At 69.3% G+C, this 26,509-nt stretch carries 22 protein-coding genes and 1 tRNA gene; 13 read left to right on the forward strand and 10 right to left on the reverse strand.

Features of this window, described 5'->3' with window-relative positions:
* Positions 1–17: 17 nt before the first annotated feature.
* The 5 genes from RZN05_RS12645 to RZN05_RS12665 form a co-directional block, all read right to left on the reverse strand.
* Positions 18–2,687, reverse strand: a complete 2,670-nt coding sequence (locus tag RZN05_RS12645; RefSeq protein WP_317226960.1) for a hypothetical protein — start codon at positions 2,685–2,687, stop codon at positions 18–20.
* Between the two features lie 82 nt (positions 2,688–2,769).
* The gene (locus tag RZN05_RS12650; protein WP_317226961.1) at positions 2,770–5,133 is read right to left on the reverse strand and encodes a TonB-dependent receptor; all 2,364 of its coding nucleotides are present in this window, start codon (positions 5,131–5,133) and stop codon (positions 2,770–2,772) included.
* Positions 5,134–5,152: 19 nt separating this feature from the next.
* Positions 5,153–6,091 carry a FecR family protein gene (locus RZN05_RS12655; protein WP_317226962.1) on the reverse strand — a complete coding sequence of 313 codons (939 nt, stop codon included), beginning with the start codon at positions 6,089–6,091 and terminating at the stop codon, positions 5,153–5,155.
* A 30-nt stretch (positions 6,092–6,121) separates the two neighbouring features.
* Positions 6,122–6,637 carry an RNA polymerase sigma factor gene (locus tag RZN05_RS12660; protein WP_317226963.1) on the reverse strand — a complete coding sequence of 172 codons (516 nt, stop codon included), beginning with the start codon at positions 6,635–6,637 and terminating at the stop codon, positions 6,122–6,124.
* Between the two features lie 74 nt (positions 6,638–6,711).
* Complete coding sequence (locus RZN05_RS12665; RefSeq protein WP_317226964.1) at positions 6,712–7,317, reverse strand: M23 family metallopeptidase; 606 nt, start codon at positions 7,315–7,317, stop codon at positions 6,712–6,714.
* A 199-nt stretch (positions 7,318–7,516) separates the two neighbouring features.
* On the opposite strand from RZN05_RS12665, the gene RZN05_RS12670 reads away from it, so the two are divergent.
* The 11 genes from RZN05_RS12670 to RZN05_RS12720 all read left to right on the forward strand — a co-directional run bounded on the left by RZN05_RS12670 (position 7,517) and on the right by RZN05_RS12720 (position 20,224).
* On the forward strand, positions 7,517–8,317 hold the full coding sequence (locus RZN05_RS12670; RefSeq protein WP_317226965.1) for an aldolase/citrate lyase family protein: 801 nt from the start codon (positions 7,517–7,519) through the stop codon (positions 8,315–8,317).
* A gap of 4 nt (positions 8,318–8,321) precedes the next feature.
* Positions 8,322–9,152, forward strand: a complete 831-nt coding sequence (locus tag RZN05_RS12675; RefSeq protein WP_317226966.1) for an inositol monophosphatase family protein — start codon at positions 8,322–8,324, stop codon at positions 9,150–9,152.
* Positions 9,149–11,002, forward strand: a complete 1,854-nt coding sequence (locus RZN05_RS12680; protein WP_317226967.1) for an SLBB domain-containing protein — start codon at positions 9,149–9,151, stop codon at positions 11,000–11,002. The genes RZN05_RS12675 and RZN05_RS12680 overlap by 4 nt, the downstream gene beginning before the upstream one ends.
* On the forward strand, positions 10,999–12,087 hold the full coding sequence (locus tag RZN05_RS12685) for a capsule biosynthesis protein (RefSeq protein ID WP_317226968.1): 1,089 nt from the start codon (positions 10,999–11,001) through the stop codon (positions 12,085–12,087). The genes RZN05_RS12680 and RZN05_RS12685 overlap by 4 nt, the downstream gene beginning before the upstream one ends.
* The gene (locus RZN05_RS12690) at positions 12,084–13,052 is read left to right on the forward strand and encodes a glycosyltransferase family 2 protein (protein WP_317226969.1); all 969 of its coding nucleotides are present in this window, start codon (positions 12,084–12,086) and stop codon (positions 13,050–13,052) included. Before RZN05_RS12685 ends, RZN05_RS12690 begins: the two co-directional genes overlap by 4 nt.
* Before the next feature lie 218 nt (positions 13,053–13,270).
* On the forward strand, positions 13,271–14,497 hold the full coding sequence (locus tag RZN05_RS12695; protein ID WP_317226970.1) for a hypothetical protein: 1,227 nt from the start codon (positions 13,271–13,273) through the stop codon (positions 14,495–14,497).
* Positions 14,494–15,504 (forward strand): NAD-dependent epimerase/dehydratase family protein, encoded by a 1,011-nt coding sequence (locus RZN05_RS12700; protein WP_317226971.1) that lies wholly within the window; start codon positions 14,494–14,496, stop codon positions 15,502–15,504. Before RZN05_RS12695 ends, RZN05_RS12700 begins: the two co-directional genes overlap by 4 nt.
* Positions 15,501–17,321, forward strand: a complete 1,821-nt coding sequence (locus tag RZN05_RS12705; protein ID WP_317226972.1) for a thiamine pyrophosphate-binding protein — start codon at positions 15,501–15,503, stop codon at positions 17,319–17,321. Before RZN05_RS12700 ends, RZN05_RS12705 begins: the two co-directional genes overlap by 4 nt.
* Complete coding sequence (locus RZN05_RS12710; RefSeq protein ID WP_317226973.1) at positions 17,318–17,719, forward strand: GtrA family protein; 402 nt, start codon at positions 17,318–17,320, stop codon at positions 17,717–17,719. Before RZN05_RS12705 ends, RZN05_RS12710 begins: the two co-directional genes overlap by 4 nt.
* A complete protein-coding gene (locus RZN05_RS12715; RefSeq protein WP_317226974.1) occupies positions 17,716–18,615 on the forward strand; it encodes a class I SAM-dependent methyltransferase in 900 nt (299 codons plus the stop codon). The genes RZN05_RS12710 and RZN05_RS12715 overlap by 4 nt, the downstream gene beginning before the upstream one ends.
* A gap of 37 nt (positions 18,616–18,652) precedes the next feature.
* Entirely contained in the window at positions 18,653–20,224 is a 1,572-nt protein-coding gene (locus RZN05_RS12720) for an ArnT family glycosyltransferase (protein WP_317226975.1), read from the forward strand.
* Here the strand turns inward: RZN05_RS12720 and RZN05_RS12725 are convergent.
* The 3 genes from RZN05_RS12725 to RZN05_RS12735 all read right to left on the reverse strand — a co-directional run bounded on the left by RZN05_RS12725 (position 20,177) and on the right by RZN05_RS12735 (position 23,058).
* Complete coding sequence (locus tag RZN05_RS12725) at positions 20,177–21,253, reverse strand: phosphatase PAP2 family protein (RefSeq protein WP_317226976.1); 1,077 nt, start codon at positions 21,251–21,253, stop codon at positions 20,177–20,179. The genes RZN05_RS12720 and RZN05_RS12725 overlap by 48 nt on opposite strands.
* Positions 21,254–21,570: 317 nt before the next feature.
* Positions 21,571–21,765, reverse strand: a complete 195-nt coding sequence (locus RZN05_RS12730) for a hypothetical protein (RefSeq protein WP_317226977.1) — start codon at positions 21,763–21,765, stop codon at positions 21,571–21,573.
* 30 nt (positions 21,766–21,795) lie between these two features.
* Positions 21,796–23,058 carry an MFS transporter gene (locus tag RZN05_RS12735; RefSeq protein WP_317226978.1) on the reverse strand — a complete coding sequence of 421 codons (1,263 nt, stop codon included), beginning with the start codon at positions 23,056–23,058 and terminating at the stop codon, positions 21,796–21,798.
* A 195-nt stretch (positions 23,059–23,253) separates the two neighbouring features.
* Between RZN05_RS12735 and epsC the strand changes: the two genes are divergently transcribed.
* Complete coding sequence (epsC, locus tag RZN05_RS12740; protein ID WP_317226979.1) at positions 23,254–24,207, forward strand: serine O-acetyltransferase EpsC; 954 nt, start codon at positions 23,254–23,256, stop codon at positions 24,205–24,207.
* Between the two features lie 134 nt (positions 24,208–24,341).
* The gene (locus RZN05_RS12745; RefSeq protein ID WP_317226980.1) at positions 24,342–25,280 is read left to right on the forward strand and encodes a formylglycine-generating enzyme family protein; all 939 of its coding nucleotides are present in this window, start codon (positions 24,342–24,344) and stop codon (positions 25,278–25,280) included.
* Between the two features lie 16 nt (positions 25,281–25,296).
* On the opposite strand, the gene RZN05_RS12750 is transcribed toward RZN05_RS12745, so the two are convergent.
* A tRNA-Gln gene (locus tag RZN05_RS12750) sits at positions 25,297–25,371 on the reverse strand.
* Between the two features lie 23 nt (positions 25,372–25,394).
* Complete coding sequence (locus RZN05_RS12755) at positions 25,395–26,492, reverse strand: branched-chain amino acid aminotransferase (protein WP_317226981.1); 1,098 nt, start codon at positions 26,490–26,492, stop codon at positions 25,395–25,397.
* Between the last annotated feature and the right edge of the window lie 17 nt (positions 26,493–26,509).

Below are 26,509 nucleotides of genomic sequence, written 5' to 3' on the forward strand. Positions count from 1 at the left end.
CACGGCCGTCGTCTCGCTTACCAGCCGAAGGTCATGCCGACCCGGCCGCCGCTCGATCCCTTGACGGTCGAGCCGGCGAACCCGCCGCTCACCCAGACATGGTCGCTCACCCGCGCCACCGCGGCGCCCGAGAAGCCCTGCTCGCCGCGATAGGTCGAGAGGTTGAACGACACCGCGACGTTCATGTCGCCCGGGATCGTCGTGCCGCCCAGCGCCATCGCCGCGGCGATGCCGCCATTGGCGCGGCGCATGCCGGTGTCGATCCGCCCTTCGGCCAGCGTCATGCGGGTGCCCAGCGTGCCGAGTTCGGCGACGTTGACCGTCGTGGTCGCGAGATTGCCCGCCGCGTCGCTGGTCACCAGGCTGAGTGCCCCCGATTGCGCCGCGCGGCTCGCCGCCGAGTTGATCCCCGACATGGTGTAGGTCGATGCGGTCGAGCCCAGCGATACCTGTCCCGCGCGGGTTGCGACTGCGCCCTGCCCGATCGCGACGCTGCCCGCCGCGCCGGCATTGGCGCCGTCGCCCATCGCTACCGCCGATGCACCATTGGCGGTGCTCTGGTTGCCCAGCGCCACCGCGCCCTGCCCGGTCGCAGTGTTGTTGCGACCGAGCGCCACCGCGCCATTGCCGGTGGCGACATTGGGATCGCCGATCGCCACCGCGCCGTTGCCGCTCGCGGTGTTTCCGGCGCCGATCGACACTGCCTGCCCGTTTATCGCACGCGCACCGTTGCCCACCGCCACCGACGATTCGCCGCTGGCCACCGAATTGGCGCCCACCGCGATCGACTGCGCGCCGGCCGCCTGCGGCCCGGGTCCGGTCATGTTGGTGCGGAAATAGGCGCCGTTCGTCGCCGCGGTATTGGCAGTGGCGAGCGCGGTGTCGGCAGTCCCCTGCGCCGTCGCGGCGTTGGTCAGCGCCGTGTTCGCCGTGCCTTGCGCGGCATTGGCCGCACCCTGCGCCGTCGCCGCATTGGCGAGCGCGGTGTTCGCCGTGCCCTGTGCCGCATCCGCCGCACCCTGCGCCGTAGCGGCATTGGCAAGCGCATTGTTCGCCGTGCCCTGCGCGGCGTTGGCGGCGATCAGCGCCTGGTCGGCCGTCGCGCCCCCCGCGGTCGCTGCGGCGAGCGCATTGTCGGCAGTCGCCTGCGCCGTCGCAGCGTTGGCGAGCGCGGTATTTGCCGTCGCCTGCACCGCATTGAGCTGGGTGAGGTTGACCGCATCCGTGCCCGCGGTGCCCGCAGCGACATTGGTCACCTGACGCTCGGCGCCGGCCGCGCCGACCGACACGCTGTTGGCGCGGTTGGCCACCGATCCGTTGCCCAGCGCAACGGCATTGCTGGCGCTGGCGGTGGTCGCATAGCCGAGTGCCATCGAATCGGTGCCCGTCGCCACGCTGATCGCGCCCAGCGCGGTGCTGCGCGCGCCCGATGCGGTGGTCGTCAGCCCGCTGAACGCGTCCTGCCCACCGATCGCGACCGAAAGGCTGCCGGACGCCTGGGCGTTCAGACCCATCGCCACCGCACGCTCGCCGCTGGCCGCCGACGTGAAGCCGACCGCGACGCCGAACTCACCAGCGGTGTTGGCGGCAAGGCCGAGCGCCGTGCTGCCCCGTCCGCCGGCATTGGCGCTCTGGCCGAGTGCCGTCGCCGACTGACCCGAGCGCGCCCGCGCGCCCAGCGCCGTCGAATTGAAGCTCGACGTCAGCGCATTGACGCCCAGCGCCACCGAATCCAGGTCGTTGGTCTCCGCTTCGGCACCGATCGCGATCGAACCGGCCCCGGCCGAAACGCTGGCCGCGCCGATCGCCACGCTGTTGGCGCCGCTCGACGACGCATAGGCGTTGTTCGCGGCATTCACCGTGCCCAGCGCGATCGAATTGGCGCCGCTGCTCGTCGAGCCGAAGCCGAGCGCGACCGAGGCGGCACCCGAGGCATAGGTTGAGGAGCCGATCGCAGTGCTGTAATTGGTGGCCGCCCAGGCGGCGAGGCCGAACGCCGAGGCGCTGTCTCCAGTCGCCGCGGAGATGAAGCCCACCGCCGTCGCCTGGTCGCCCGCTTCCGAATTATACCCCAGCGCGATCGAGCCATAGTCCGTGCCCGATGCATTGCGGCCCAGCACGATGCTGTCGCCCAACACCGACGACGCGCCATCGCCCATCACGATCGAGAAGGCGCCCTGCGCATTGGCGGCGCGCCCGATTGCGATCGACGAATCGCCGTCGGCGACGGTCACTGCGCCCATTGCGATCGCCTGATTGCCGAACGCCTGCGCGACGAGGCCCAGCGACAGCGACTCGGTGCCCGAGGCATGCGCGCCGAAGCCCAATGCGGTCGAGCTCGAACCGGTCGCTTCCGCCACTGCGCCGATCGCCACCGAGGTGCCCGCAGTCGCATCGGCCGAATAGCCGATCGCGACCGATCCGAAGATCGCCGTGTTGCCCGGCCCCTGCACCGTCACGCCCTCGCCGATCGCGACGTTCGAATCGCCGTTGACGGTGACGTCGCCGCAAAGGGCGTTGTCGTCCGATCCGGGCTGGAGCGCGCCGACGGGATTGTTGGCGGCATCGCGGCACTGGGCGTTCTGCGCCTGCGCCTCGCCGGTGGCGAGCATCAGCGCGATCGTCCCCAGCGAAACGGTGGCGAAGGCGCGCAGCGCAATACGGCTGGCGGTGGTGTTGGCAGTCATGGTGAAGTCCCCTCTTCGTTGTCGAAGGGGGAGACGGAGTTCGCGGCGCAGACCGGACACGCCGCGGCGAATTATTTTGGCGTCAGAAGCTCAGGTCGAACCCGAGCCGGACGCTGCGCGGCCGCAGCGGGGTGGTCTGGTCGCGGTCGCGGATCAGGAAGGGCGATCCCAGCGCGAAGCGATTGCCGCGCGAGTCGAGCAGATTGGTCAGCGCCAGGCTCACCCCCCGCTTCGCCTCGCCGAGGCGCACCTCGACACCGGTATCGACATAATCGCCCTGCAGCCGCCCGAGGATCGGCCCGATCCCCAGCGTCGACTTGCCGACATAGCGGGCATAGCCGTTGGCGCTGAACTCGAGCCCGTTGCCAAGAATATGGGTATAGGCCGCGCCGATCCGCCCGGTCGCATCGGCGACATTGGGCAGGCGCTCGACGTTCACGGCGGTGGAAGCGTCGGCGGTGGGCAGGATCACGAAGGCGCGATCGGTAACCTTGCTGTTGTTGAGATACAGCGCCGCATCCAGTTCCAGCCCGGCCACGGGACGCCAGCGGGAAGTCATGCCGATCGAAAAGACGCGACCGTCGCCGGCATTTGCGGTGGTCGGGAAGCCGAAGCCGTCCACCAGATCGGCCTGGATATCGGTCCAGCGCGTCGCCGAGGCGCTCAGCGCCAGGTCCAGCCCGGGGCTGCGATAGCGCGCGCCGGCTTCGTAGGTGGCGACCCGGTCGCCGTCGAAGCGCTGGATGAACTCGCGCCGCACTGCGATACCGCCGGGACGGAAGCCCTGCTGGTACCGCCCGAACAGCGTCAGGTCGTCGGCGATGCGATACGCCGCGGCCAGTGACGGCAGGAAGCGCGTTTCCGAACGCGAAGCGCGCGCACCGGGATCGAAACGGAATGCGATCGCCTCGGCGACGTCCTCAGAACTGCCCGACAGCGTCGCATGCGTCAGCCGTCCGCCGAGCGTCAGCGTGAAGCGATCGACGGGCTCGACCGTCGCCTCGCCATAGAGAGTCGCTTCCTCGACCTGGTTGCGGACGCCGGTCAGCCGCGCGAAATCCATCTTGCGATGCGTCAGCGTGTCGTTGCGGAGTATGCTGGCGGCAAGCACCCAGCCTGTGCCGTTCGCCCCGCGCCGGGCAAGGCGCACTTCCCCCGTCACCATCGAGATACGGTTGGACTGCGTGAATGCGCTGTTGATCGCGCTCGCCGTCGGGCGGACGATGGGATCGCCGGGATCGGTGAGCGTCTGGCCCTCGAACCGTTCGAACACATATTGGCCGGCATAGCCGAGCGACGAGGTCAGCTCGAGCGATCCCCAATGCTTGCGCGCGACCAGATCGACCAGCCAATATTCGTTCTCGAACGGCTGGGCGATGCCGCTCGCGCGATCGAGTTCGCCGACGGCGCGCTCGGCATATTGGCTGTCGTCGCCGTTGATCCGCTGGCCCACCGCGTTGAGGTCGATCGTCCAGTCGTCGCCCGGATCGACGCGCAGCCCGGCCCGCCCGCCGATCGTGCGCACCCGGTTGATGTCGTCGAGCCCGCGCTGGACATCGTCGATATAGCCGCCCTCGATCGACCCGAAGGCGAGCAGGCGCAGCCCGATCGTATCCTGCTTGATCGGCAAATTGAGGATCGCGCCGCCATCGACGCCCGGCTTGCCATGCTGGACCGCGAGCACCCCGCCCCAGGCAGACCCTTCGAAGTTCGCAAGATCGGGCGAGCGCGGCACCACGCGCACCACCCCGCCCAGCGATCCCGCACCGTAGAGCGTGCCCTGCGGCCCCTCCAGCACCTCGACGCTCTTGACGTCGTAGAGGCGCAGATTGGGATCTGGCGCGCTATAGGTGATCCGGCTGTTCCCCCAATATTGCCCCACGGTCGACTGGGTCGGACCGACGAAGCTCGAATCGGCGATGCCGCGGATGAACAGCTTGTTGCGGCCCGGCCCCAGATGCGTCGAGGCGACGCTGGCGATCCGAGCCTCGACCGCCTCGGTCCCGCGCAGGCTCTCCGCCGCGCTGAGTGCCGATCCATCGACGATCTGCACCCCGCCGGGATAGGCGCCGAGCGGCACGTCGCGCTTGGTCGCGGTGACGACGATCTCCTCGGGCGTCGGCGCGACTTCGGGCTCTACGGTCGGCGGCGCGGGGCGCGGGCGCTTGGGCGCGGCGGACTTGCTGAAGCGCTCGACCAGATAGGTCGCGGGGGCGACACGGCGCGCGCGGAACCTGGTGCCGAGCAGCATCCGTTCGAGCGCCTGCGATGCCGTGAAGCGTCCGCGCACGGGACGCACCTGGAGCCCGGCGAGCGTGGCCTCGCGAAAGCCGATGCTCGTGCCGGTCTGGCGGCTCAATTGCTGGATCGCGGTGTCGAGCCGCGATGCGCCGAGGTCGATCTCGGCCACTCGCTCCTGCGCAAGCGCAGGAGACGCGATGATCATGGAAGCAAGGAAGCCCGGGCTAGCGGGGCGGACCATCTGCGGGGGACATCGTCCATCCTTCCCCTTCTGCGACGAACCGCACGCCGAGCAGCGGTCCGGCACGGGCGAGCACTTGGTCGGGCGAGCCGCCGAGCATCAGCGTGCCGCCGCCCAGCGTCCGCGCCTCGGTCCCAGGGGCGGGGCGCACCGGCTTGCCCAGGCTCCGGCTGAGGTCGCGCGCTACCTGCCCCAGCGAGGCGTTGTCATAGTGCAGCGCCCCCGACGCCCAGCTCCCGATCGCCTGGGTGCTCGCCTTGCCGACCACCGGCTTCGCGCCCTTGGCGTCGCGCGTCAGCGTGTCGCCCGGTGCCAGCCGCACCTCGTCCGGACCCGGCGCATAGATCACCGCGCCTTCGGACACCGCGACCTGGAGCGCGTCGCCGTCCTGCACGACGTTGAACACCGTCCCGGCATCGACCAGCCGAGTGCCGCCGGCCATCACCACGAACGGATCGCTCGCGTCGTGCACCACGTCGAACCGCGCCTCGCCCTGTTCGAGCACGACATGGCGCGGCGTATCGGGATCGAGGATCACCCGCGTCGCGCCGTTGAGCGCGAGCTTCGATCCGTCTGCAAGGTCAATCATCCGCTGCTCGCCCGGCGCGGTCGCGATCTGCTGTGCGGGCGCGTCGCGGTCGATCACCGACCAGCCGCCAACCGCGGCAATCGCCGCCGCAGCGGCCGCCCCTGCGGGCAACCACCAGCGGCGCGCCTGCGGTTCGGCCGCGACTTCCACCGGCGCCGACGCCAGCAGCGCCGCGCCCCAATCACTGTCGTCGAGCGCCGCCTCATAGGCCGCCAAATGCGCCGGATCGGCTTCGAGCCAGGCGGTATAGCCGTCCCAATCGTCGAACGCCGGATCCTGGACGCGAATCGCCCAGAGCCGCCCGGCTTCTCGAATCTCGGTCTGTGCGCTCATCGCCATGTCCCTATGACGGAGCCCGTGCGATCATTCCGCATCGAATTTCGCCCTCAGGTCGGCAAGCGCGCGATATGCCTTTTGCAGATCCTTCTCGACCGAGCTGAGGCTGACCCCCAGTTCGCGCGCGATCGCCGCCTGGCCGATGCCGTCCAGCCGGCAGCGGCGGAACACGATCTCCACGCGCGGCCCCAGCGCGGCAAGCGCCGCCTGAACCTCGCGCAACCGCTCACGCGCGATCAGCGAACGCTCGCCCATCGGCGCTTCCTCGCCCGGCAGCGTCTCGTGCCAGTCATGGTGCCGCCGGTCGCGGCTCACGCTCGAACGCCGCCGGTCGCGCACCAGATTCTCGGCGGCGCGGAACAGATAGGAGAGCGGATCGGCAATCGGCTGGCTCGGCGCCGCCGCCACGCGCTGCCACAGATCGTGCAGCACGTCCTCGGCATCGTCGGCCATCCCGCGCGCGGCGAGGAAGCGGAGCAACCGCCCGCGCTCGTTGAGCACCACGCGCTGGAGCCCGCTGACCTGCGCGTCCGAATCCGTCACGCGCGGCACCGCGCGCGCCGGCCCGCAATATCGGAAAGACCAACCTGCTGGTGCAACGGAGACCCCATGACGGTTCAGAAAGCGCGTCCCTGCGGCTGGTCGGCACGCGCCTGTGCGAAGGCCGAGATATGGGGCGCCTCGGGCGCGATCCAAGCCTTGGCCGGCACGGGCGCGTCGCCCCACAGATAGCCCAGCGGATCGACCGCGCGGCCGGCGACGCGAACCTCGAAATGCAAGTGATTCCCGGTCGATCGCCCGGTCGATCCCATCAGCGCGACGGCCTGGCCCTGCGCCACCTGCATGCCCGGCCGCACCAGCACCTGCGAGAGATGCGCGTACCGCGTCGTCACGGTGCCATGATCGATCTCGACCATTTCGCCATAGCTCCCCGCGCGTCCGGCATGGCGCACCACGCCGGGCGCCGAAGCAAGCACCGGCGTGCCGAGCCGCCCGGGAATGTCGATCCCGCGATGCATCGCCGCGGTGCGCCGGAACGGATCGCCGCGAACCCCGAACTGCGAGGACAGCCGCGGCAATATGGGTGCGGCCCCGCGGCGCGGCCCGGCCTCGGCCTGCGGCACGGGCACGAGTTGCGGCACGAGTTTGGGCAACGGTTCGGCAGGCGCGGCGCGGAACGTCGCTTCGCGGCCGCCGGGAAGCTCGGTGATGCCCGGCGACACCGGCCCATTGTCCGGGGAGGACAGCAGAAGGACCAGGTGCAGGGGTAAGAAGCCGGGCATCATTGCTTGGACGGAGCCGCCGCGCCGATCCCGTACGCTCGGTCGCAAAAATATTTCGGCGCGAAAAATGCTGCGGGAACCCGTGCCGGGCGCCGTCCTCCTTGCAGCCAGTAATTCGCTTTCAGTCACGGAGCCGAGGATGAACCCCACCGAACGCCGCATGCTCGACATGCTCAAGAAGGGCCGCGACCAGTTCGGCGTCGTCGCGGTCAAGGCCGAGTTCGAAGCCGAGGGCACGCGCCCCGACGAATTCCTCCGTCTGCTCGAACTCGCCCGCCGCGCCGATCTCAAGGTCGCGCTCAAGATCGGCGGCTGCGAGGCGGTGTCGGACCTGCTCGCCTCCAAGCTCTATGGTGTCGATCACGTCATCGCCCCGATGATCGAGACGCCCTATGCGCTCACCAAATTCGCCGAGGCGCGCGACAAGACCTATGGCGGCGCCGGCCACGAAACCCAGTTCCTGTTCAACCTCGAGACCGAGGCGACGCTCGCCAATCTCGACGCGATGCTGCCGATCGCCAAGGCCAAGCTCGACGGCGTGGTCTTCGGCCGGGTCGACTTCACCCTTTCGCGCGGATTGCCGCGCAAGAGCATCAACGATCGCCAGATCACCAATGCGGTGCTGCGGGTCGCGCGCGCCTGCGCCGAAAACGACCTGACGCTCGTCGTCGGTGGCTCGGTCGCGGTCGAGGCGGGCGCCGCGCTGCGCGAGATCCGCGCCGTCCGGCTCGATCGCTTCGAGACGCGCAAGGTGATCTTCGACGGATCGATGGCCGAATCCGCCCGCTTCGAGGCGGGCATCGCCAACGCTGTCGCGTTCGAGCTCGCCTGGCTCGAGAACAAGCGCGATCATTACCGCGCGATCGCCGACGAGGATCTGGCGCGCATCCGGATGATCCAGGAGCGCAGCGCCCTCGCGGCTATCGAGCGGGCCGCCTGATCCGATGCCGCTGCACGAGGAAGTATCGGCGCTGATGCGCGCGGTCGCCGCTGACGTGGTGCTCCCGCGCTACCGCACCCTCGCCGCCGGCGAGGTCATGACCAAGAGCGCGGGCGAAGTCGTCACCGTCGTCGATCGCGAGGCCGAATTGCGCTTGCACGACGGGCTCGCCGCGCTCGGCCTCGGTGCCCGCATCCTCGGCGAGGAAGCCGCCGAAGCCGACCCCGCGCTGCTCGACGATGTCGGCAAAGGGCTGGTCTGGCTGATCGACCCGCTCGACGGCACCGCCAACTTCGCCTCGGGCCGCGGCCCCTTCGGGATGATGATCGCCCTGGTCGACAATGGCAGCCCGGTCGCCGGCTGGATGCTCGATCCGCTGACCGATCGACTCTGCCACGCCGCGCGTGGCATGGGCGCCCGCTGCAACGGCATGCTGGTCCGCGCCCGCGCGACCGGAAGCGCCCGCCCCCGCGCCGCGCTAGGCACGCACTTCCTCACCGCGGATCGGCGCGCCCGCGTCCATGCCCGCGCCGACCAGCATCTCGATGTCGTCCCGGTCCCGCGCTGCGCTGCCGAGAGCTATCCGCGCCTCGTCTTCGGGCAGGACGACGTCGCGTTGTTCCAGCGCATCCTCCCCTGGGACCACGCTGCCGGCGCGCTGTTTGTCACCGAGGCGGGCGGCAAGGCCACGCATTGGGACGGCACCCCCTGGCGCGTCGGCGGGCCCGGCATCGGCGTGCTCGCCGCCGCCAGCCCCTGGCAGTGGGAGGTGGCCGCGCAGGTGCTGCTCCATCCCGCCGCCGGCCTGATCGAAGCCGATCGCCTCGCCGCATGATCCGCCGTGCTACGCTTCTCGCGAGCTGCGTGCTCGCCGCGTTGCCGGTGCCCGCGCTCGCCCAGCTCGGCTCGCCGGTCGCGACGCCCCAGCAGCAGGGCAACCCGACCGCGCGTGGCGCCGCCGCGGCGCAGGTCGCGGTTCCACCCGCCGAAGTCACCCCGTATCAGCCGACGGTGATCGAGACGCCCGTCACGGCCCCCGCCGAGCCGCCCCGCGATCTCCCCGCCCGCCCCGCACCCACCACGCCCCCCAGCGAATATGAGAGCTTCGTCTCCGCCGCCGCGGGCACGCCGCTGCGCCGCTTCGGTGCCGACCTGCTCGTCCCCGGCGCGCGCGACTTCACCGCCGGGCCGACCGCGACGATCCCGCCCGATTACCGCCTCAACCCCGGCGACGAGGTCCTGCTCGGCCTCACCGGATCGGTCCAGGCGTCCAACCTGCGCCTGACGATCGACAGCGAAGGCCGCATCTTCGTCCCCCGCATCGGCGCGATCGCCGTCGGCGGCGTCCGCTACGGCGACCTGCACGACGTCATCGCCCGCCGCGTCTCGCGCCAATATCGCGGCTTCCAGCTCGAAGTGACGCCCGGCCGCCTCCACGGCGTCACCGTCTACGTCACCGGCTTCGCCGCGGCGCCGGGCTCGTACACCGTCGGCAGCCTGTCGACGCTGGTCAACGCCGTGCTCGCCTCGGGCGGCCCCGCAGCCGGCGGCAGCTTCCGCTCGATCCAGCTCCGCCGCGGCGGCAAGCTGGTCTCGGACTTCGACCTCTACGACCTGCTCTTGAAGGGCGACCGCAGCGGCGACGCCGTCCTCCAGAACGGCGACGTGCTCTACATCGCGCCCGCAGGCGAGCAGGTGGCGGTGATCGGCAGCGTCAATCGCGAGGCGATCTTCGAAGTCGCCCCCGGCGAGACCGTCAGCGATGCGATCCGCTATGCAGGCGGGGTCAACACCGTCGCCGACGCGAGCCGGCTGATGGTGTTCGACTCGCTCGGCCGCGACGGCAAGGGCTGGGAGGAACTGTCGGCTGCCGACGCCGGCATGCGGAAGGCGCGCCGCGGCGATATCGTCCGCGTGCTCTCGCAGGTCGGCATCGCCCGTCCGCTCGCCCAGCAATCGGTGCTGGTCACGATCAGCGGCGAAGTCGCCAAGCCCGGCCGCTATTATTTCCAGCCCGGCACTAGGCTCGACCAGGTCGTCGCGCAGGCCGGCGGGCTCACGCCCCAAGCCTTCCCCTATGCCAGCGTCATCACCCGCGAGAGCGTCAAGGCGCAGCAGCAGCAGAGCTTCGATCGCGCCGTGCAGGATGCCGAGCTGCTCCTCACTGCCCAGCCGGTGACGTCGGCCAATCGCGCCCAGCTCGTCCAGCCCGCCAACCTCGCGCTCGTCCGCTCGATCGTCGACCAGCTCCGCGAGCGTCGCCCGAATGGCCGCCTCGTCTTCGACCTGCCGGTGACCGCGCAGGCGCTGCCGGGCGCGCTGGTCCTCGAGAACAACGACACGATCTACGTGCCCCCGCGCCCGGTCACCGTCGGCGTGTTCGGCGCGGTCCCGACCCCCGCCTCGTTCGCCTGGCGCGAGCGCGCGACCATCGGCGACTTCGTCCAGTCGGCCGGCGGCGTCCAGAAGCTCGGCGACAGAAACGAGATCTTCGTCGTCCGCGCCAACGGCACCGTGCTCGCCGACGGCAAGCGCGTGCTGCGCGCGCCCGCGCTCCCCGGCGATCTCGTCTACGTGCCGATCGACGCCAATCGCGGCGAGTTCTGGGCGCGGCTGCGCGACATCACCTCCAGCCTGTTCGGCGGGGTGATCGGCGCGGCGTCGATCGTGAACCTCACCCAATGAAGCTCGTCACCGATCCGCGCACCCGGCGCATCGGCTATGCCGTGCTCGCCGTCGTGCTCGCCTTGCTCTGCGTCTTCCCCCAGCCCTATGTCGCGCGCGCCAAGCTGGTCCCGCAGGACAATAACAGCATCGGCCTGGGCTCGATGATGAACGCGCTCGGCGGCCAGCTCCAGGGCTTCGCGGCCTTGTTCGGCGGCGCCAAGCAGCCGGTCGACATGTACCTCGCAATCTCGCGCGGCACCGAAGTCACCGACGCGGTCATCGCCAGCCTCAAGCTCGTCGGCCCGAGCGGCTATGCCAGCCCGGACAAGGCCCGCGTCGCGCTCGCCAAGCGAGTCGACATCCACTCGCTCACCGGCGGCATCGTCGAAGTCGAGGTCCGCACCCACGACGCCGCCCAGGCCCAGGCGCTCACCAAGGCCTATGTCCAGGCGATCAGCGATCGCATCATCGCGCTCGGCCGCGATCGCGTTCGCCGCAAGCGCGACGTCGTCAAGCAGCGCTTCCAGGAAGCCGCCGGCCGCGTCGTCCAGACCGAAACTGCGCTGGGCGATTTCCGCCGCCGCAACCGGCTCGCCGAGCCAGAGGCCCAGCTCGGTTCCGCGCTGTCGCTGCGCGCCGGCCTCGAGGCCCAGCTCCAGGCCAAGCTCGTCGAGCTCCAGACGCTCCAGCGCTTCCAGGGCGAGGAAAACCCCCAGCTTCAGGCGGTCCAGTCCGAAGTCGCCTCGCTGCGCGGCCAGATCGCCCGCACTGCCAGCCCCAGCGCCGGCGCCGCCGGCCCCAACGTCGCCGGGCTCAGCGAAGTCTCGGGCGAATATCTCAACCTCTATCGCGACTATCGCTTCGCCCAGGCGCTGTACGAAGTCTACGCCCGCTCGTCGGAAGAAGTCGCGGTCGAGACGCTCGCCGCCGAGACCGCGTCGGACGTCCAGCTCATCGAAGCCCCCCGCCTCGACGCCGAGCGGAAATATAACATTCCCGCGGTCGCGCTGCTCGCGCTGCTGATCGCACTGGCGCTGTTCACCGAGATCTACGCCCCCGCCACCGGCATCGACCTGCGCCTCCGCAAGGCTCCCGCGCAATGAAGCCCGAGCTGTCGGTCGTCATCCCCTGCTACAACGAAGCGGAGAATGTCCGCGCGATCTGCGCCGCGGTCACCGCCGAGGCCGCGCAGCACGCGGCTTCGCACGAGATCCTGCTGATCGACAATGAGTCGACCGACGCGACGCGCGATCTGATGCGCGGGCTCTGCGCCGAAGACCCGCGCATCCGCGCGATCTTCAACAATCGCAATTACGGCCAGATGCGCTCCCCCACCTACGGCATCTACCAGGCGGAGGGCGACGCGGTGATCGGCATGTGCGCCGATTTCCAGGATCCCCCCGCGATGATCGGCGCGTTCGTCGCGCAATGGCGCGCCGGCGCGCAGGTCGTCCTCGGCCAGCGCCGCTCCGAACGCACCTCGCCGTTGCTCGCCGCCGCCCGCCGCCTCGGCTATGCCTTCCTCCGCCGCTACGGCGATTACCCCGTCATCCCCGGCGCCACCGGCTTCGGCCTGTTCGACCGCGAAGTGGTCGATACGCTCGCCGCCTGGAACGAGCCCGAGCCGTTCTTCCGCGGCATGCTTGTCGAGAGCGGCTTCCGCCTGGCGGTACTCCCCTTCGACCGCCCCGAGCGGGCCGCCGGAACCAGCAAGAACGATGTCGCCGCGCTTTTCTCCTTCGCGCTGTCCGGGCTGGCCGGCTCGGCCAAGTCGCTGCTGCGCATGCCGATCGTGCTGTCGTTCCTCGTCGCTGGATGCGCGCTGCTGCTCGGCGCCGCGGCGGCAGCCGCGGCCCTGTTCGGCGGCCCGGCGCTGGCGCTGCTCGGCTTCGCCACCGGCTTCGGCATGTTCGCGGTGCTGCTGCTCTTCCTCGGCCTGATCGGCGAGCAGGTCCGCATGCTCGCCGAGCGCACCCGCAACGTGCCGCTGGTGATCGAGTCCGAACGGATCAACTTCCCCCCCGACCGCCGCCGCCCCGCGTCGCGGGTGCTGATCCGCCGCCCGTGAAGCCCCCCAAAAAACTCCCCTCCCTGCAAGGGAGGGGCTGGGGGTGGGTGCGCGCGTCTGCGCGCCAAAAGACTCTTAACCTGCCGGCAAAAGGCGCCGGCCGGGGCATCGAGCCCCGCCCGCCGCAAACCCACCCCCAACCCCTCCCTTCCAGGGAGGGGAGTTCGAGAGGCGCGCGCCTCATCGAACGCCTCCTCGCGCTGGCCGTCGTCGCCAGCGTGATCGCCACCGCGCTCGCCTTCCGCGAGACCGGCTATCTCCCCCAGCCCTTCGTGTTCGACACCAACGACACCTTCATGGACTGGTTCAACACGGCCTATTGGGCCAACCGCCCCGGCGCGTACGACGTGTGGCGCAGCATCTATCCGCCGCTGTCCTTCGTCTTCCTCGATCTGTTCAGCCTGCCCGGCTGCTATCTCCAGTCGCCCTTCCACGCGCGCGATTGCGACTGGCTCGGCAACACGACGATCTATGCCTTCTACGTCCTCGACGTCGTCCTCGTCTGGCTGAGCTTCCGCCGCGCCGATCCGCGCACCGCGCCGATGCGGACGATCGCCTTCGGGCTCGGCCTGCCGCTGCTGTTCACGCTCGAGCGCGGCAACCTGATCCTCGTCGCGCTGCCCGCCTTCATCCTCGCGCACGGCCCGCTGGTGACACGCGGCCCGTGGCGCTGGCTCGGCGCCGCCGCGACGATCAACTTCAAGCCCTATCTCCTGCTCCCGGTGCTCGCCCACGCCGTCAGGCGCGACTGGCGCGGCCTCGAGCTGGCCGGGATCGCGACGATCTTCGTCTATCTCGTCACCTTGGCGATCGTCGGCGCCGGGACGCCGATCGAGCTGGCCGCCAACACCGCCAACTGGGTCGTCTTCCAGAGCGGCCAGGTCTGGAACGAGATCCACTATTCGACCAGCTACGCGCCGTTCCTGCTGATCCGCAACTCGCAGATCCCGGTGCTCCAATTCGTCCCCTCGCGCACCGTCGAGGGAATCGAATTCCTCGTCCCCCTCGTCATCCGCGCCAGCCAGTGCATCGCGCTGCTCGCGCTCGCCGGCGCCTGGCTCCAGCCCAGGGCGCTGTCGCACGCGCGCATCGCAACGCTGCTGCTCGCCGCCTATCTCGTCACCCAGTCGCCCGGTGGCTACACCCAGACCTTCCTGCTGTTCCTCGTCCTGCTCGAGCCGTGGAAGGGCCTGGGCCCGATCCTCGCGATCGTCTGCGCCTATTTGCTCTGCCTCGTCGCCGACTGGCCGCTGTCGACCGTGCTCGAACTCGCCACCAACTCCTGGCTCAGCGGGCGCCCGGTCACCCCGAGCTTCGGCCTCGCCATCGGCCATTTCGTCCGCCCCGGCCTCGTCGCGCTGATGCTATGGGCATTGGCACTCGACAGCCTCGTCCGCGTGGCGCGCGCACACCGCTTCCACCGCCCGACGCTGGGGCTCGCATGATCTTCGAAGCCGACATGGCCGCGGTCAACGCCGCGCTCGCCCCCTTGTGGCCGCGCCTGGCGGGCGCCCGCATCTTCATGACCGGCGGCACCGGCTTCATCGGCCGCTGGATGCTCGAAGCGCTGGCACGCTCCGGGATCGACGCCCAGGTGACGTTGCTCAGCCGCGACCCCGACGCCTTCGCCGCCCGTGCGCCGCACCTTGCCGCGCGCTTCGATCTGGTCGCCGGCGACGTCACCCGCTTCCTCGCTCCCGCAGGCAACTACACCCACGTCCTCCACGCCGCGACCGACGCCAGCGCCGCACTCAATGCCAACGATCCGCGCCGAATGTTCGACACGATCGTCGATGGCACCCGCCGCGCGCTCGATCTCGCTGTCGAAAACCAGGCGCGCTTCGTCTTCCTCAGTTCGGGCGCGGTCTATGGCGCGCAGCCGTGGGAGGTCAGCCATGTCGGCGAGGACTGGCGCGGCGGCCCCGATCCCTGCGATCCGCTCTCCGCCTATGGCGAAGGCAAGCGCGCCGCCGAAATGCTCTGCGCGATCTACGCCAGGCAATTCGGCCTCGATGTGGTCAACGCCCGCATCTTCGCGCTGCTCGGCCCCCTGCTCTCGCTCGACATCCATTTCGCCGCGGGCAATTTCATCCGCGATGCGATGGCGGGCAAGCCGATCCGCATCATCGGCTCGGGCGAGGCGGTGCGCTCCTATCTCTACGCCGCCGATCTCACGATCTGGCTGTGGACGCTGCTGATCGCCGGCAAGCCCGGCACGGTGGTCAACATGGGCTCCGAAGAAGCGGTGTCGATCGCCGACCTCGCCCGCCGCACCGCGGCGCTGCTCGGCGGCCCCGGTGTCGAGATTCTCGGCCAGCCCGATCCCGGCTGGAACGCCGGGCGCTACGTCCCCTCTACTGCCCGCATCCGCGCCGAACTCGGCGTCGCGCCGACGGTCGGCCTCGACGACGCGATCCTGCGCACCGCGCGCGCCAACGGATGGAAACCATGACCGAAGTAAAGCTCGCCCACTGGGTGGCGGACACCCTCGTCGCGCACGGCATCGACCATGTCTTCATGCTGACCGGCGGCGGCGCGATGCACCTCAACCACGCGCTCGGCACGCACCCGCAGCTCGCCACCACCTTCACCCATCACGAGCAGGCGCTGGCGATGGCGGCCGAGGCCTATTACCGGCTGACCAACAAGCTCGCGGTGGTCAACGTCACTTCGGGCCCAGGCGGCACCAATGCGATTACCGGCGTCTATGGCGCACATGTCGATTCGATCGGCATGCTGGTGATCTCGGGCCAGGTGAAGACCGAGACCACCGTCCGCGCCACCGGCCTGCCGCTGCGCCAGTTCGGCGACCAGGAACTCGATATCGAGCCGATCGTCCGCCCGATCACCAAATACACCACGATGGTCACCGATCCGCTGACCATCCGCTACCATCTCGAAAAGGCGCTCCACCTCGCCACTTCGGGCCGCCCCGGCCCGGTCTGGCTCGACATCCCGCTCGACGTCCAGGCAGCGAAGATCGATCCTGCCCAGCTGACCGGCTTCGATCCCGCCGAGCTCGACGAGCCGTGGAAAGCCACCGACCTCGAAGCGACAGCCGCCGCGATCCTCGAAAAGCTCGCTGCCGCGCAGCGCCCGGTGGTGTTCGCCGGCAGCGGTGTCCGGCTGAGCGGCGCGCATGCCGATTTCCTCGCACTGATCGAAAAGCTCGGCGTCCCCGTGGTCACCGGCTGGAACGCGCATGACGTGCTGTGGAACGCGCACCCGCTTTACGCCGGCCGCCCCGGCACGGTCGGCGACCGCGGCGGCAACATGGTCACCCAGAGCGCCGATCTGCTGCTCGTCCTCGGCAGCCGCCTCAACATCCGCCAGGTCAGCTACAATTGGAAAACCTTCGCGCGCGAGGCGTACAAGATCTGGGTCGACATCGATCCCGTCGAGCTGCGCAAGCCCACCGTCACCCCCGACATGCCCATCGTCGCGGATCTGGCCGACCTCATCCCCGCGCTGCTCGAAACGCCCTATGCAGGCCCGACCCCAGCGCACGCCGAATGGCTCGAATGGTCGCGCGAGCGCGTCTGGAACTTCCCCGCGGTGCTCCCGGAATATCGCAACCACGGCCCTTCCGTGCATCCCTATGTCGCGATGGAGGCGCTGTTCGAACGGCTGGACGAGGACGATGTGATCGTCACCGGCAACGGCAGCGCCTGCGTGGTCAGCTTCCAGGTCGCCGAGATCAAGCGCGGCCAGCGGCTGTGGACCAACTCCGGCTGCGCGACGATGGGCTACGATCTCCCCGCCGCGATCGGCGTCTGCGCCGCCACCGGGGGCAAGCGGCGCGTCATCGCGATCGCCGGCGACGGCAGCATCATGATGAACCTCCAGGAGATGCAGACGATCGCGGGATACGGCCTGCCGGTGAAGGTCTTCCTCATCAACAACAACGGCTATGTCTCTATTTTCCAGACACATCGCAATTTCTTCAACGGCGTCGAAGTCGGCGGCGGGCCCAAGAGCAACGTCACCTTCCCCGACTTCGGCAAGCTCGCCGCCGCCTTCGGCTTCGCCTATTTCAGGGCCGAATCGAATGCCGAACTCGGCGGCGCGATCGACGCCGCGCTCGCCACCGACGGCCCGGTGGTCTGCGAGATCTTCGTCGACGAGCACGTCGCCTTCGCCCCGAAGCTCAGCGCCAAGGCGCATCCCGATGGCCGGATCACCTCGCCCCCGCTCGAAGACCTCTCCCCCTTCCTCCCGCGCGAGGTGCTCCGCGACAACATGCGCATCGCGCTGCTGGAGGAGGAATGACCCGCGCGCATCGCCCCTTGCGCTTCCTGCTCGCCGGCGCGGCCAACACCGCGTTCGGGCTGGCGATCTATCCGCTGCTCCTGTGGAGCGTCCCGGCCTTCCACACGCATTACCTGGTCGCGCTCGGCGTCGCCCAGGCGATCAGCCTGTGCTTCGCCTTCGCGACCTATAAAATCGGCGTGTTCCGCACGCGCGGCAATGTCGCGCGCGAGTTCGGCACCTTCTCCAGCTTCTACTTATTCAACTATGCCGCGAACTGGGCCGCACTGCCGCTGCTCGTCGAGCTGGCCGGGGTGCCGCCGATCCTCGCCCAGCTCGGCTTCACGGCGCTGCTGATCGTCGGCAGCTGGTTCTGGCACAGCCGCGTTACCTTCCGTTCGGCGGGGATCCTCGCATGACCCGGTTCCTCGAACGCGCCTGCCCCGCCTGCGGCGCCACCGACACTCGCGAGGAGGCGCACAGCCTGGTTCGCGCCGAGGCGATGCATTTCGAGACGCTGCGGCCCTATTGGGCCGGGCTCTTCCGCGAGAAGCGCTTCTTCAGCTATCATCGCTGCCGCGGCTGCGGGCTGCTCTATACCCCGCATTTCTTCGATGGCGCGCGGCTCGCCGAACTCTATTCGAGCATGGCGCCCAACATGGAGATCGTCTCCAACGACGCGATCGCCGCGACCCAGAAAGGCTATTTCGATGCGGTCCGGGGCCCGCTCGAAGGCGGCTATCTCGAGATCGGTCCCGACACCGGCCATATCGTCGGCGAGGCCGCGGCGCGCGGGCGCTTCGACCATTTCTGGCTGTTCGAGCCCAACCGCGCGATCCACGACACGTTGCGCGCCTCCGCCCGCGGACGCCCTGCGACACTGCTGACCGACATGGACGATCTCTCGCCGGTGCCCGACGGCTCGATCGGGCTCGCGGTGATGGTGCATGTGCTCGATCACCTGCTCGATCCGCTGGCGATGTTGCACCAGATCCGCGCCAAATTGCGCCCGAACGGGACACTTCTGATCGTCACCCATAACGAGAAGTCGCTGCTACGCAACCTGATGGGCACGCGCTGGCCGCCCTTCTGCCTCCAGCATCCCGAGCTGTATAATCCGAGGTCGATCAAGGACTTGCTCGATCGCGCTGGCTATGCGCAGGCCCGGGTGACGCGCAGCCGCAACTACTTCCCGCTCGATTTCCTCGCGCGCCAGGCGCTCTGGACCGTCGGCCTCAAGCCCGCCCGCCTGCCGCTCCCCCGCGTCTCGCTTGGCCTCCGCCTGGGCAACATGCTCACCCTCGCGAGCGCCTGAGTTGCGCCTCCAAACCCTTGTTTTAATTTGCATAATATTGCTGGCCGCGGCACTGCGCCTGCACGGCATCGGCTTCGGCCTTCCCGCCTTGAACGACCCCGACGAACCGTTGTTCATGATGACCGCGGTCGAAATGATACGGAATCAAAGTCTGAATCCAGGCTGGTTCGGCCACCCCGGAACGATCACGCTCTACACCATAGCCTTGGTCACCCTGCTGGTCGGCGGGATCGGCATCGCCACCGGCCGCTACGCCGACGCCGACGCCCTGGTCGGCGCAGTCTATGCCGACCCCGGTATCCTCTTCGTCCCCACCCGCATCGCCATCGCCCTATGCGGCGTGCTGTGCGTCTACCTGACCTGGCGCCTTGCAAAGCGCGTCGGCGGGGCCGGCACCGGGCTGCTCGCCGCCTTCTTCCTCGCGATCAACGCGCTCCAGATCGACTATTCGCAGGTCATCCGCACCGATGTGCAGGCGAGCATGTTCATGCTGCTCTGCCTGTTGGCGTCGCTCGCGATCGCCGAGCGAGGCCGCTGGCGCGACTATCTGCTCGCAGGACTCTTCGTTGGGCTCGGCTGCGCGACCAAATGGCCCGCCGCGGCGATCGCGCTCAGCCCCGTCGCTGCGAGTCTCTGGCGCATCGCGCAGGGCGAGCGCGAAATGCGCAGCCTCCTCGCCTTCGCCGCTGCCGCCACCGCGACGCTGGTGCTCGCCTCGCCCTATCTCCTGCTCGACTATCCCACGGTACTGCGCGACCTTGCCGGCGAGGCGCGTCCGCTCCACCCGGGTGCCACCGGCGGCGGGCCGCTCGCCAATATCGGCTGGTATCTCGGCGGGCCGCTGATCGGCGCGTTCGGCGCGGCCGGATTGGCGCTCGCCGCGCTCGGCACCGGACTGCTCGCGCTGCGCAACCGGATCGCGGCAGTCGCGCTGCTCCCCGGCGTGGCGACATTCGGCGTGCTCATCTGCATCCAGGCGCTGCGCTGGGAACGCTGGCTCGTCCCGCTGCTGCCCTTCGTCGCGCTCGCGCTCGGCTATGCGGTGCACCAGCTCGCCGAGATGCTGCGCGCGCGTAGCGCTCGCCCGCTCCGCGGCATCGAGCCGCTCGCAGCGCTGCTGCTCGCCCTCCCGATGCTCCAGGCGGCGCAGCATCGTGCCGCCGAGCGGTCGAACGACACGCGCCAGATCGCCGCGGCGTGGCTGCGCGCGCATGCGCCGCCCGACAGCTCGATCCTGGTCGAGCATGCCGCGCTCGACTTGGTCGCAGGCCAGTGGAAGCTGCTCTTCCCGCTCGGCAGCGCAGGCTGCGTCGACGCCCGGCAGGTGCTCGCCCGGAAAATCCGCTATGCCGAGGCCGAGCCGCTTCGCGCAGGCCGGCCGGTGGTCGATCTCGGCAATGTCGACATGGACCGCCTGCCCGGTTGCCGCGCCCGCTTCGCAGTGCTGAGCCATTACGACCGGTATCGCGACGCGCCCGCCGACTATCCCGCAGAGTGGCAGCGCTACGCCGCGCTCACCCGCGGTGCCGTGTTGCGGCAAGTGATCGCGCCCGTCAGGGGATCAAGCGGCGGACCGACCCTGCATATCTTCGAGATCGCCAAGCCCTGAGCGGGTGCGCCGCGGTGCCAAGGCATGCCGCGTGACGGTGTCGGAGGCGAGCCAGATCGCCAGCATCGCCACCACGCTGATCAGTCCGTCCACGGCATAATGCCAGCCGAGATGGACCGACCCCACCCAGATCAGCAGTGCGAAGATGCTCAGCCCCGCACCGAGCCAGCGATGGAAGGTGAAGCCGCCGATCGCGAACAAGGTCGCCATCGCGACATGCATCGAAGGGGCCGCGGAAATCCCGCCGGCGGGCGCGTATCCACCGTCGCGATACGCCTCGAGCAGCATCGACTGGAACTCGATCGCCGCGATCGGCCAGCCGCTCGCCCGCGCCAGTTGTGCCTGCTCTTCCAGCTTCGCATCGAACGCTGCGAATCCGGCATCGGGCGCGACCAGCGCATTGTAATAGCATGGCCCCGCCGAGCCGAGCAGCCACGCACCGACGCCGCCGATCAGGATCCATGCCGCGAGCCAGCAGCCGACGAGCCGCACGCGATCCTGCCGCGTCCGCCCCGCGAGGATTGCCAGCATCGGGAAGAGGAACATCATTGGCATCCACAAGGTGTAGAGCCAGTCGAGGAACTGGGTAACGCCGATCGACGGCATCAGCGCGTGCGAGAGGCGCCAGGGATCTGCGCCTAGAAATATCGCCCGGTCGATCGCCCGCAGCGCCGGATCAAGCGGGAAACCGCGCGCGGGCAGGACCAATTGCTTGAAGATGCCGAAGACCGGGATGGTCAGCCCGACGAGCAGTGCCGCCAGCAACACCGCCAGCACCGCCGACCGATCGAAGCGCACATCGGCGAGCCCGCGGCGTTGCACATAGGCCGTAGCAAGGCAGAGCAGGATCGCGAGCGATAGCGCGCTCGCCACGAAGCGGATCGTCACCCCGGCGACAGCATCGAGGCTGGTCTGGGTGACTGCCGTGAGCCAGCCGGCAGCCGCAACCACGATCAGCAGCAACGCGACGACAGCCAGCGTCTCGCCATCGCGCAGTCGCGCATGCTCGTAAACGATCCCCGTCGTCATCCGCTATCCCTCTGGGCAGCGTGCTAGGCGACAAGTCCTGATTATGTATTACTACGTAAGCACCCCCGTTCCGATCCGCAGTTGCCCGGCCATTCCGGCTATCGGACGATCGTCTCTGCTCGATCATGTTGATCCGCAGCCGATGCTCGCCCCGCCGCACGATCACCCAATCGGTGACCGAGGTGATGCCGTGGCGCTGCACGCCGTCGGCCCAGTTGCGCCCCAGTCGGCGTCGATGCTCTGGATCGGGCCCTCGTCGATCGTGGACGGCGGTGCCGCAACAGCAGCACCGCCGGGGAAAATGCGCGCGACGCGCGTCAGCGCCTGCCGCGCACCATGTTGAGAAGTGCGAGCCCGGCGATGCCGACCAGCGTCGCGCTCGCCCAGGGGCGCGCCTTGGCGAAGCTCTTCGCCTTTTCGGTCAGCGGCGCATCGCCGGCAAAATGGGTGCGGAACGCGTCGGTGAGACCGGTCTTGCGGTTCGAGACCGGGGAAACTTCAGGCTCGGCCATGGTGACTCCTTGTGGTGCAACTACCCCCGATCAACGCCTGCTGCCGTCCTTGGTGCCTTCTATCGGGCACGAAATGTTCTCCAGTCCCTGCGGCGCGCGGCGGATGCTCGGGAGCAGCAACTGGATCCAGGCGACCGCGAGCAGGTACGAGATCGACGCGAACAGGAAGAGCGGCAAATAGCCGAGCCCCGCCGCCAGCACCGCGCCGGCGACCTTGACGATCGCCATCCCCCCGAGATTGCCGCAGAACGCTCCAAATGCCGTCACACGGCCCACCTTGGCGCGCGGGGTAACGTCGGCGATGATGGCGTAGAGCGTGGTCGAAAAGGCCTGGTGCCCCGCCAGCGTGAGCGCGAGGATCGCGGTCGCGCCCCACAGGCTCTCCGAATATAGCGCGAGCGGCACCGGCAGCGCCGCGAGTCCGGCGACGAGCATCGCGCCCTTGCGCACGCGATCGAGATCGCGGCCGCGCACCAGCAGCCGGCTGGCGAGCGCGCCCGCGATCATCGCCCCGAGTGCCGCGCCAGCATAGGCGACCGCGAGCGGCGGCCCGAGCGCGGTCCCTTCGAGGGCGAACTGGCGGTGGAAGAAGTCCGGCATCCAGAACAGCATCAGCCACCAGGTCGAATCCGACAGTGCCTTGGCAAAGGCGATCGCCCAGGTGGGGCGCTCCCGGAGGATCGGGGCATAGGCTGTGGCGACCGAAGGCGCGGCCCCGACGTCGAAGCGGACGCCGCGCACCGCGACCAACCACGCTCCGGCCCAGACCACCCCTGCCAGCCCCGCGATCACGAAGGCGGCGCGCCAGCTGTAGAACGCGGCGAGCAGGGGGATGAGCAGCGGCGCGAGGATGCCACCGACGCTGCCGACCGCATTCCAGATGCCATAGGCCGTCGAGCGCTGGTGCGCGGGGAAGATCGTAGCGATCGTCTTGATCCCGCTCGGCGTCCCCATCGCCTCGGTCGCGCCGAGCGCGGCGCGGACAAGGGTGAACTGGCCCATCGTCACGGCCCAGGCATGGCCGATCGCAGCAATGCTCCAAGTGAGCACGCCAAGCGGATTGGCCCATTTGACGCCCGTGCGATCGGCGATCCAGCCGGTCAGCAGGAAGGCGGCCGCCGCCGAGCCCTGGAACCAGGCGGCGAGCGTGCCGTAGTCATTGTCGTTCCAACCAAGATCCCGCGAGATCACCGGCTTGAGCACCGAGATGATCTGGCGATCGATCAGGTTGAGCATCGCCGCCGCGAGCAGCAGTGCGAACAGCACCCAGCGGCGACGCTTCGACAGAGTCATCCGAAGGCGTCCCAGCGTGACTCGGCGCACTGCGCGGGTTGCTGCACAAGGGTCATGGCCGCGATGCTAGGGCAGCGCCGAGCGCAGCCTGACATATATTTCCTATCCACGGAGTATAAATTACGCTGTTCAGCCTCGCGGACCGCAAGGTTAGGCAACTCTATCGTCAAGAGCGGTGGCCCAAAAGCGATGTGCATGCAGTTTCCCGCCTCCCCCTTCGCCGCGGAGATTACCGTGGCCGTCTCCGGGCTAAATGCCGCGCGGCTCGCCTGGCGCGAGGGCCAGGCCGGGAAGCATGCCGTGTCGCGCTTCCCCTCACCTGCCGAGCTGGCACGCGCCGTCGAGCATCTCGCCGCCGCGCTCTATCCGGTGCGGCTCGGCGGGTTCGCCGGCGGCGCGCTGCGCGAGGACGATTTCGTCGCCGAGCGGCTGGGGCAGGCTTTCGCGATCCTCGCCGAACAGATCGCGCGCGAGCTCGATTACTGGCAGGGCTGGTGCGAGGCGCCGTTCGAACCTGGCCAGACCGAGACGATCGTCCGGCTGTTCGCCGCCGCGCTTCCCGAAATCCGCACGCTGATCGACAGCGATATCGAGGCCGCGTTCGTCGGCGACCCCGCAGCGCGCACCGCCGACGAGATCCTCATCGCCTATCCGGGCGCGCTCGCCACGCTGCATTACCGCATCGCGCACCAGCTCTTCGGGCTCGGCGCCGCGATCGTCGCGCGGGTGATTTCCGAGCTCGCCAATGCGCGCACCGGGATCGACATCCATCCCGGCGCGACGATCGGCCCGCGCTTCTTCATCGATCACGGCACCGGCGTGGTGATCGGCGAGACCGCTATCATCGGCACCAACGTCCGGCTCTATCAGCATGTCACGCTGGGCGCGCGCAGCCCGCTCGGCCTTGCCAGCGTCGGCCCACGCGATCGCTTCGCCCGGCATCCCATCGTCGAGGACGACGTCATCATCTATGCCGGCGCGACGATCCTGGGGCGCGTCACGATCGGGCGCGGCAGCACGATCGGCGGCAATGTCTGGCTGCTCCGCGACGTGCCGCCGGGCAGCGTCGTCGTCCAGCCCGAGGCCGTGGCGCTCGACGCCGCGACCGCGCAGGAGATCACTGCCGAACTGCGAACCGCACGCGCATGACCGTATCCCTCGATCCGCCGCGCGGCCCGGCGGCCGCGCCGTATCACGGTTGATCGGCGATGCGCCCCGCCCGGGTAGCGAAGCGGGAATTTTTGCGCCAAAGAACCCGGGGTCAACCGAGTAGAAGCCAGTATATGCGCCAGCAATCCACCGCCGGCATGCGCCGGATCCCCGGCGGCGCCTTCACGATGGGGTCAGAACTTTTCTATCCCGAGGAACGCCCACTCCGCCGCGTGCGCGTCGAGGATTTCTGGATCGACGAGACTCCGGTGACCAACCGCCAGTTCGCCGAATTCGTCGAAGCGACCGGCTATCGCACCTTCGTCGAGATCGCGCCCGATCCACGTGATTATCCGGGCCTTGCGCCCGAGGCGGCGATGGCGGGGTCGCTCGTCTTCCAGCGCACCGCGACGCCGGTGCCGCTCGACGACTTCGGCCAATGGTGGGCGTTCGTCGCCGGCGCCGACTGGCGGCACCCGACCGGGCCCGAAAGCGACGCCGATCCGGATCATCCCGTCGTCCATGTCGCTTTTGCCGATGCCGAGGCCTATGCCGCCTGGGCGGGCAAGGCACTGCCGACCGAGGCCGAGTTCGAATTCGCCGCGCGCGGCGGTCGCGAGGGCGCCGAATATGCCTGGGGCGACGAACTGGCCCCCGGCGGCGCGACCCTCGCCAATTACTGGCAGGGGCTGTTCCCCTTCGCCAACCAGCGCGCCGATGGCGGCTATCGCACCACCCCCGTCGGCAGCTATCCGGCCAACGGCTATGGCCTGCACGACATGATCGGCAATGTCTGGGAGTGGACGCGCGACTGGTATTCGGTGCCGAAGAGCGTCCGGCCGGCCCGGGGCAAGAGCCCGTGCTGCGCGATCCCCGATCCACGCGGCGGCAACCTGCGCGGCAGCGTGGATCCCGCCCAGCCCGGCGTGCCGCTCGGCCGGAAGGTGCTCAAGGGCGGCTCGCACCTGTGCGCCGCCAATTACTGCCAGCGCTACCGCCCCGCCGCGCGCCACGCCCAGTCGATCGACAGCGCGACCAGCCATATCGGCTTCCGCTGCGTGGTTCGAGGCTAGGCGATCGGGTGATCCCTGGCTGGGGCGGCAGGATTCGAACCTGCGAATGGCGGCATCAAAAGCCGCTGCCTTACCACTTGGCGACGCCCCAACGGGAAGCGGGCTTATACGGCGTTAGAAGACGCGTTCAACCCATCCGTGCGGGTCGGGCGACGTTCCGCGCTGGATCGACACGAGCTGCTGGCGGAGCTGCTCGGTAAGCATGCCCGGACCGCCATTGCCGATCGCGAAATCGAAACCGCGGCCCTGCACGCGACCGATCGGGGTGACCACCGCGGCGGTGCCGCAGGCGAACGCCTCGCGCAGCTTGCCGCTGGCGGCGTCGGCCTTCCATTCGTCGAGGCTGTAGCGCTCCTCGCGGATCGTCACGCCGGCATCGCGGGCAAGCGCCAGCAGCGATTCGCGCGTGATGCCTGGGAGGATCGTGCCGGTGAGCGGCGGAGTCTGGATCGAGCCGTCCTCGAACACGAAGAACACGTTCATCCCGCCGAGCTCCTCGACATAGCGGTTCTCCGCCGCATCGAGGAAGACGACCTGGTCGCACTCGTGCCCGATCGCCTCGGCCTGGGCGACGAGGCTGGCAGCATAGTTGCCGCCGCACTTGGCGGCACCGGTGCCGCCGGGCGCGGCGCGGGTGTAATGCTCCGAGACCCAAAGCGTCACAGAGGGCGCGCCGCCCTTGAAATAGGCACCCGCCGGCGAGGCGATCACCATGTAGAGATATTCCTGCGCGGGGCGGACGCCGAGGAAGGTCTCGCTCGCGAACATGAAGGGGCGCAGGTAAAGCGCGGCGCCGTCGCCCTCTGGAATCCAATCGCGGTCGGTGCGGACCAGCTCGCGGATCGACGACAGGAACAGGTCCTCGGGCAGCTCGGGCATCGCCATCCGGCGCGCGGACTCGGCGAAGCGGCGGGCATTGGCATCGGCGCGGAACAGCGTGGCGCCGCCATCGGGCATGCGATAAGCCTTGAGACCCTCGAAGATCTCCTGCGCATAATGGAGCACCGCGCAGGCAGGATCGAGCTGGATCGGGCGGCGCGGCTCGATGCGGGCGTCGTGCCAGCCCTTGTCGGCGGAGTAGCGGATCACCGCCATGTGATCGGTAAAGATCTTGCCGAAGCCGGGATTGACGAGGAGCGCGGCACGATCGGCCGTAGCGACCGGATTGGCGTGGGCTTCGAACTCGAAATCCAGGATCGTCGCGTCTTGCATTGCACCCTTCCCGTGAC

The sequence above is a fragment of the Sphingomonas sp. HF-S4 genome, from assembly GCF_032911445.1.
GTDB classification, from domain to species: domain Bacteria; phylum Pseudomonadota; class Alphaproteobacteria; order Sphingomonadales; family Sphingomonadaceae; genus Sphingomonas; species Sphingomonas agrestis.

Coding starts and splice junctions, on each gene's coding strand:
- RZN05_RS12700 (WP_317226971.1), top strand. CDS start 14,494: ATGATCTTCGAAGCCGACATGGCCGCGGTCAACGCCGCGCTCGCCCCC.
- RZN05_RS12670 (WP_317226965.1), top strand. CDS start 7,517: ATGAACCCCACCGAACGCCGCATGCTCGACATGCTCAAGAAGGGCCGC.
- epsC (WP_317226979.1), top strand. CDS start 23,254: ATGCAGTTTCCCGCCTCCCCCTTCGCCGCGGAGATTACCGTGGCCGTC.
- RZN05_RS12645 (WP_317226960.1), bottom strand. CDS start 2,687: ATGACTGCCAACACCACCGCCAGCCGTATTGCGCTGCGCGCCTTCGCC.
- RZN05_RS12685 (WP_317226968.1), top strand. CDS start 10,999: ATGAAGCTCGTCACCGATCCGCGCACCCGGCGCATCGGCTATGCCGTG.
- RZN05_RS12675 (WP_317226966.1), top strand. CDS start 8,322: ATGCCGCTGCACGAGGAAGTATCGGCGCTGATGCGCGCGGTCGCCGCT.
- RZN05_RS12725 (WP_317226976.1), bottom strand. CDS start 21,253: ATGACGACGGGGATCGTTTACGAGCATGCGCGACTGCGCGATGGCGAG.
- RZN05_RS12755 (WP_317226981.1), bottom strand. CDS start 26,492: ATGCAAGACGCGACGATCCTGGATTTCGAGTTCGAAGCCCACGCCAAT.
- RZN05_RS12745 (WP_317226980.1), top strand. CDS start 24,342: ATGCGCCAGCAATCCACCGCCGGCATGCGCCGGATCCCCGGCGGCGCC.
- RZN05_RS12655 (WP_317226962.1), bottom strand. CDS start 6,091: ATGAGCGCACAGACCGAGATTCGAGAAGCCGGGCGGCTCTGGGCGATT.
- RZN05_RS12690 (WP_317226969.1), top strand. CDS start 12,084: ATGAAGCCCGAGCTGTCGGTCGTCATCCCCTGCTACAACGAAGCGGAG.
- RZN05_RS12650 (WP_317226961.1), bottom strand. CDS start 5,133: ATGATCATCGCGTCTCCTGCGCTTGCGCAGGAGCGAGTGGCCGAGATC.
- RZN05_RS12730 (WP_317226977.1), bottom strand. CDS start 21,765: ATGGCCGAGCCTGAAGTTTCCCCGGTCTCGAACCGCAAGACCGGTCTC.
- RZN05_RS12715 (WP_317226974.1), top strand. CDS start 17,716: ATGACCCGGTTCCTCGAACGCGCCTGCCCCGCCTGCGGCGCCACCGAC.
- RZN05_RS12735 (WP_317226978.1), bottom strand. CDS start 23,058: ATGACTCTGTCGAAGCGTCGCCGCTGGGTGCTGTTCGCACTGCTGCTC.
- RZN05_RS12710 (WP_317226973.1), top strand. CDS start 17,318: ATGACCCGCGCGCATCGCCCCTTGCGCTTCCTGCTCGCCGGCGCGGCC.
- RZN05_RS12705 (WP_317226972.1), top strand. CDS start 15,501: ATGACCGAAGTAAAGCTCGCCCACTGGGTGGCGGACACCCTCGTCGCG.
- RZN05_RS12680 (WP_317226967.1), top strand. CDS start 9,149: ATGATCCGCCGTGCTACGCTTCTCGCGAGCTGCGTGCTCGCCGCGTTG.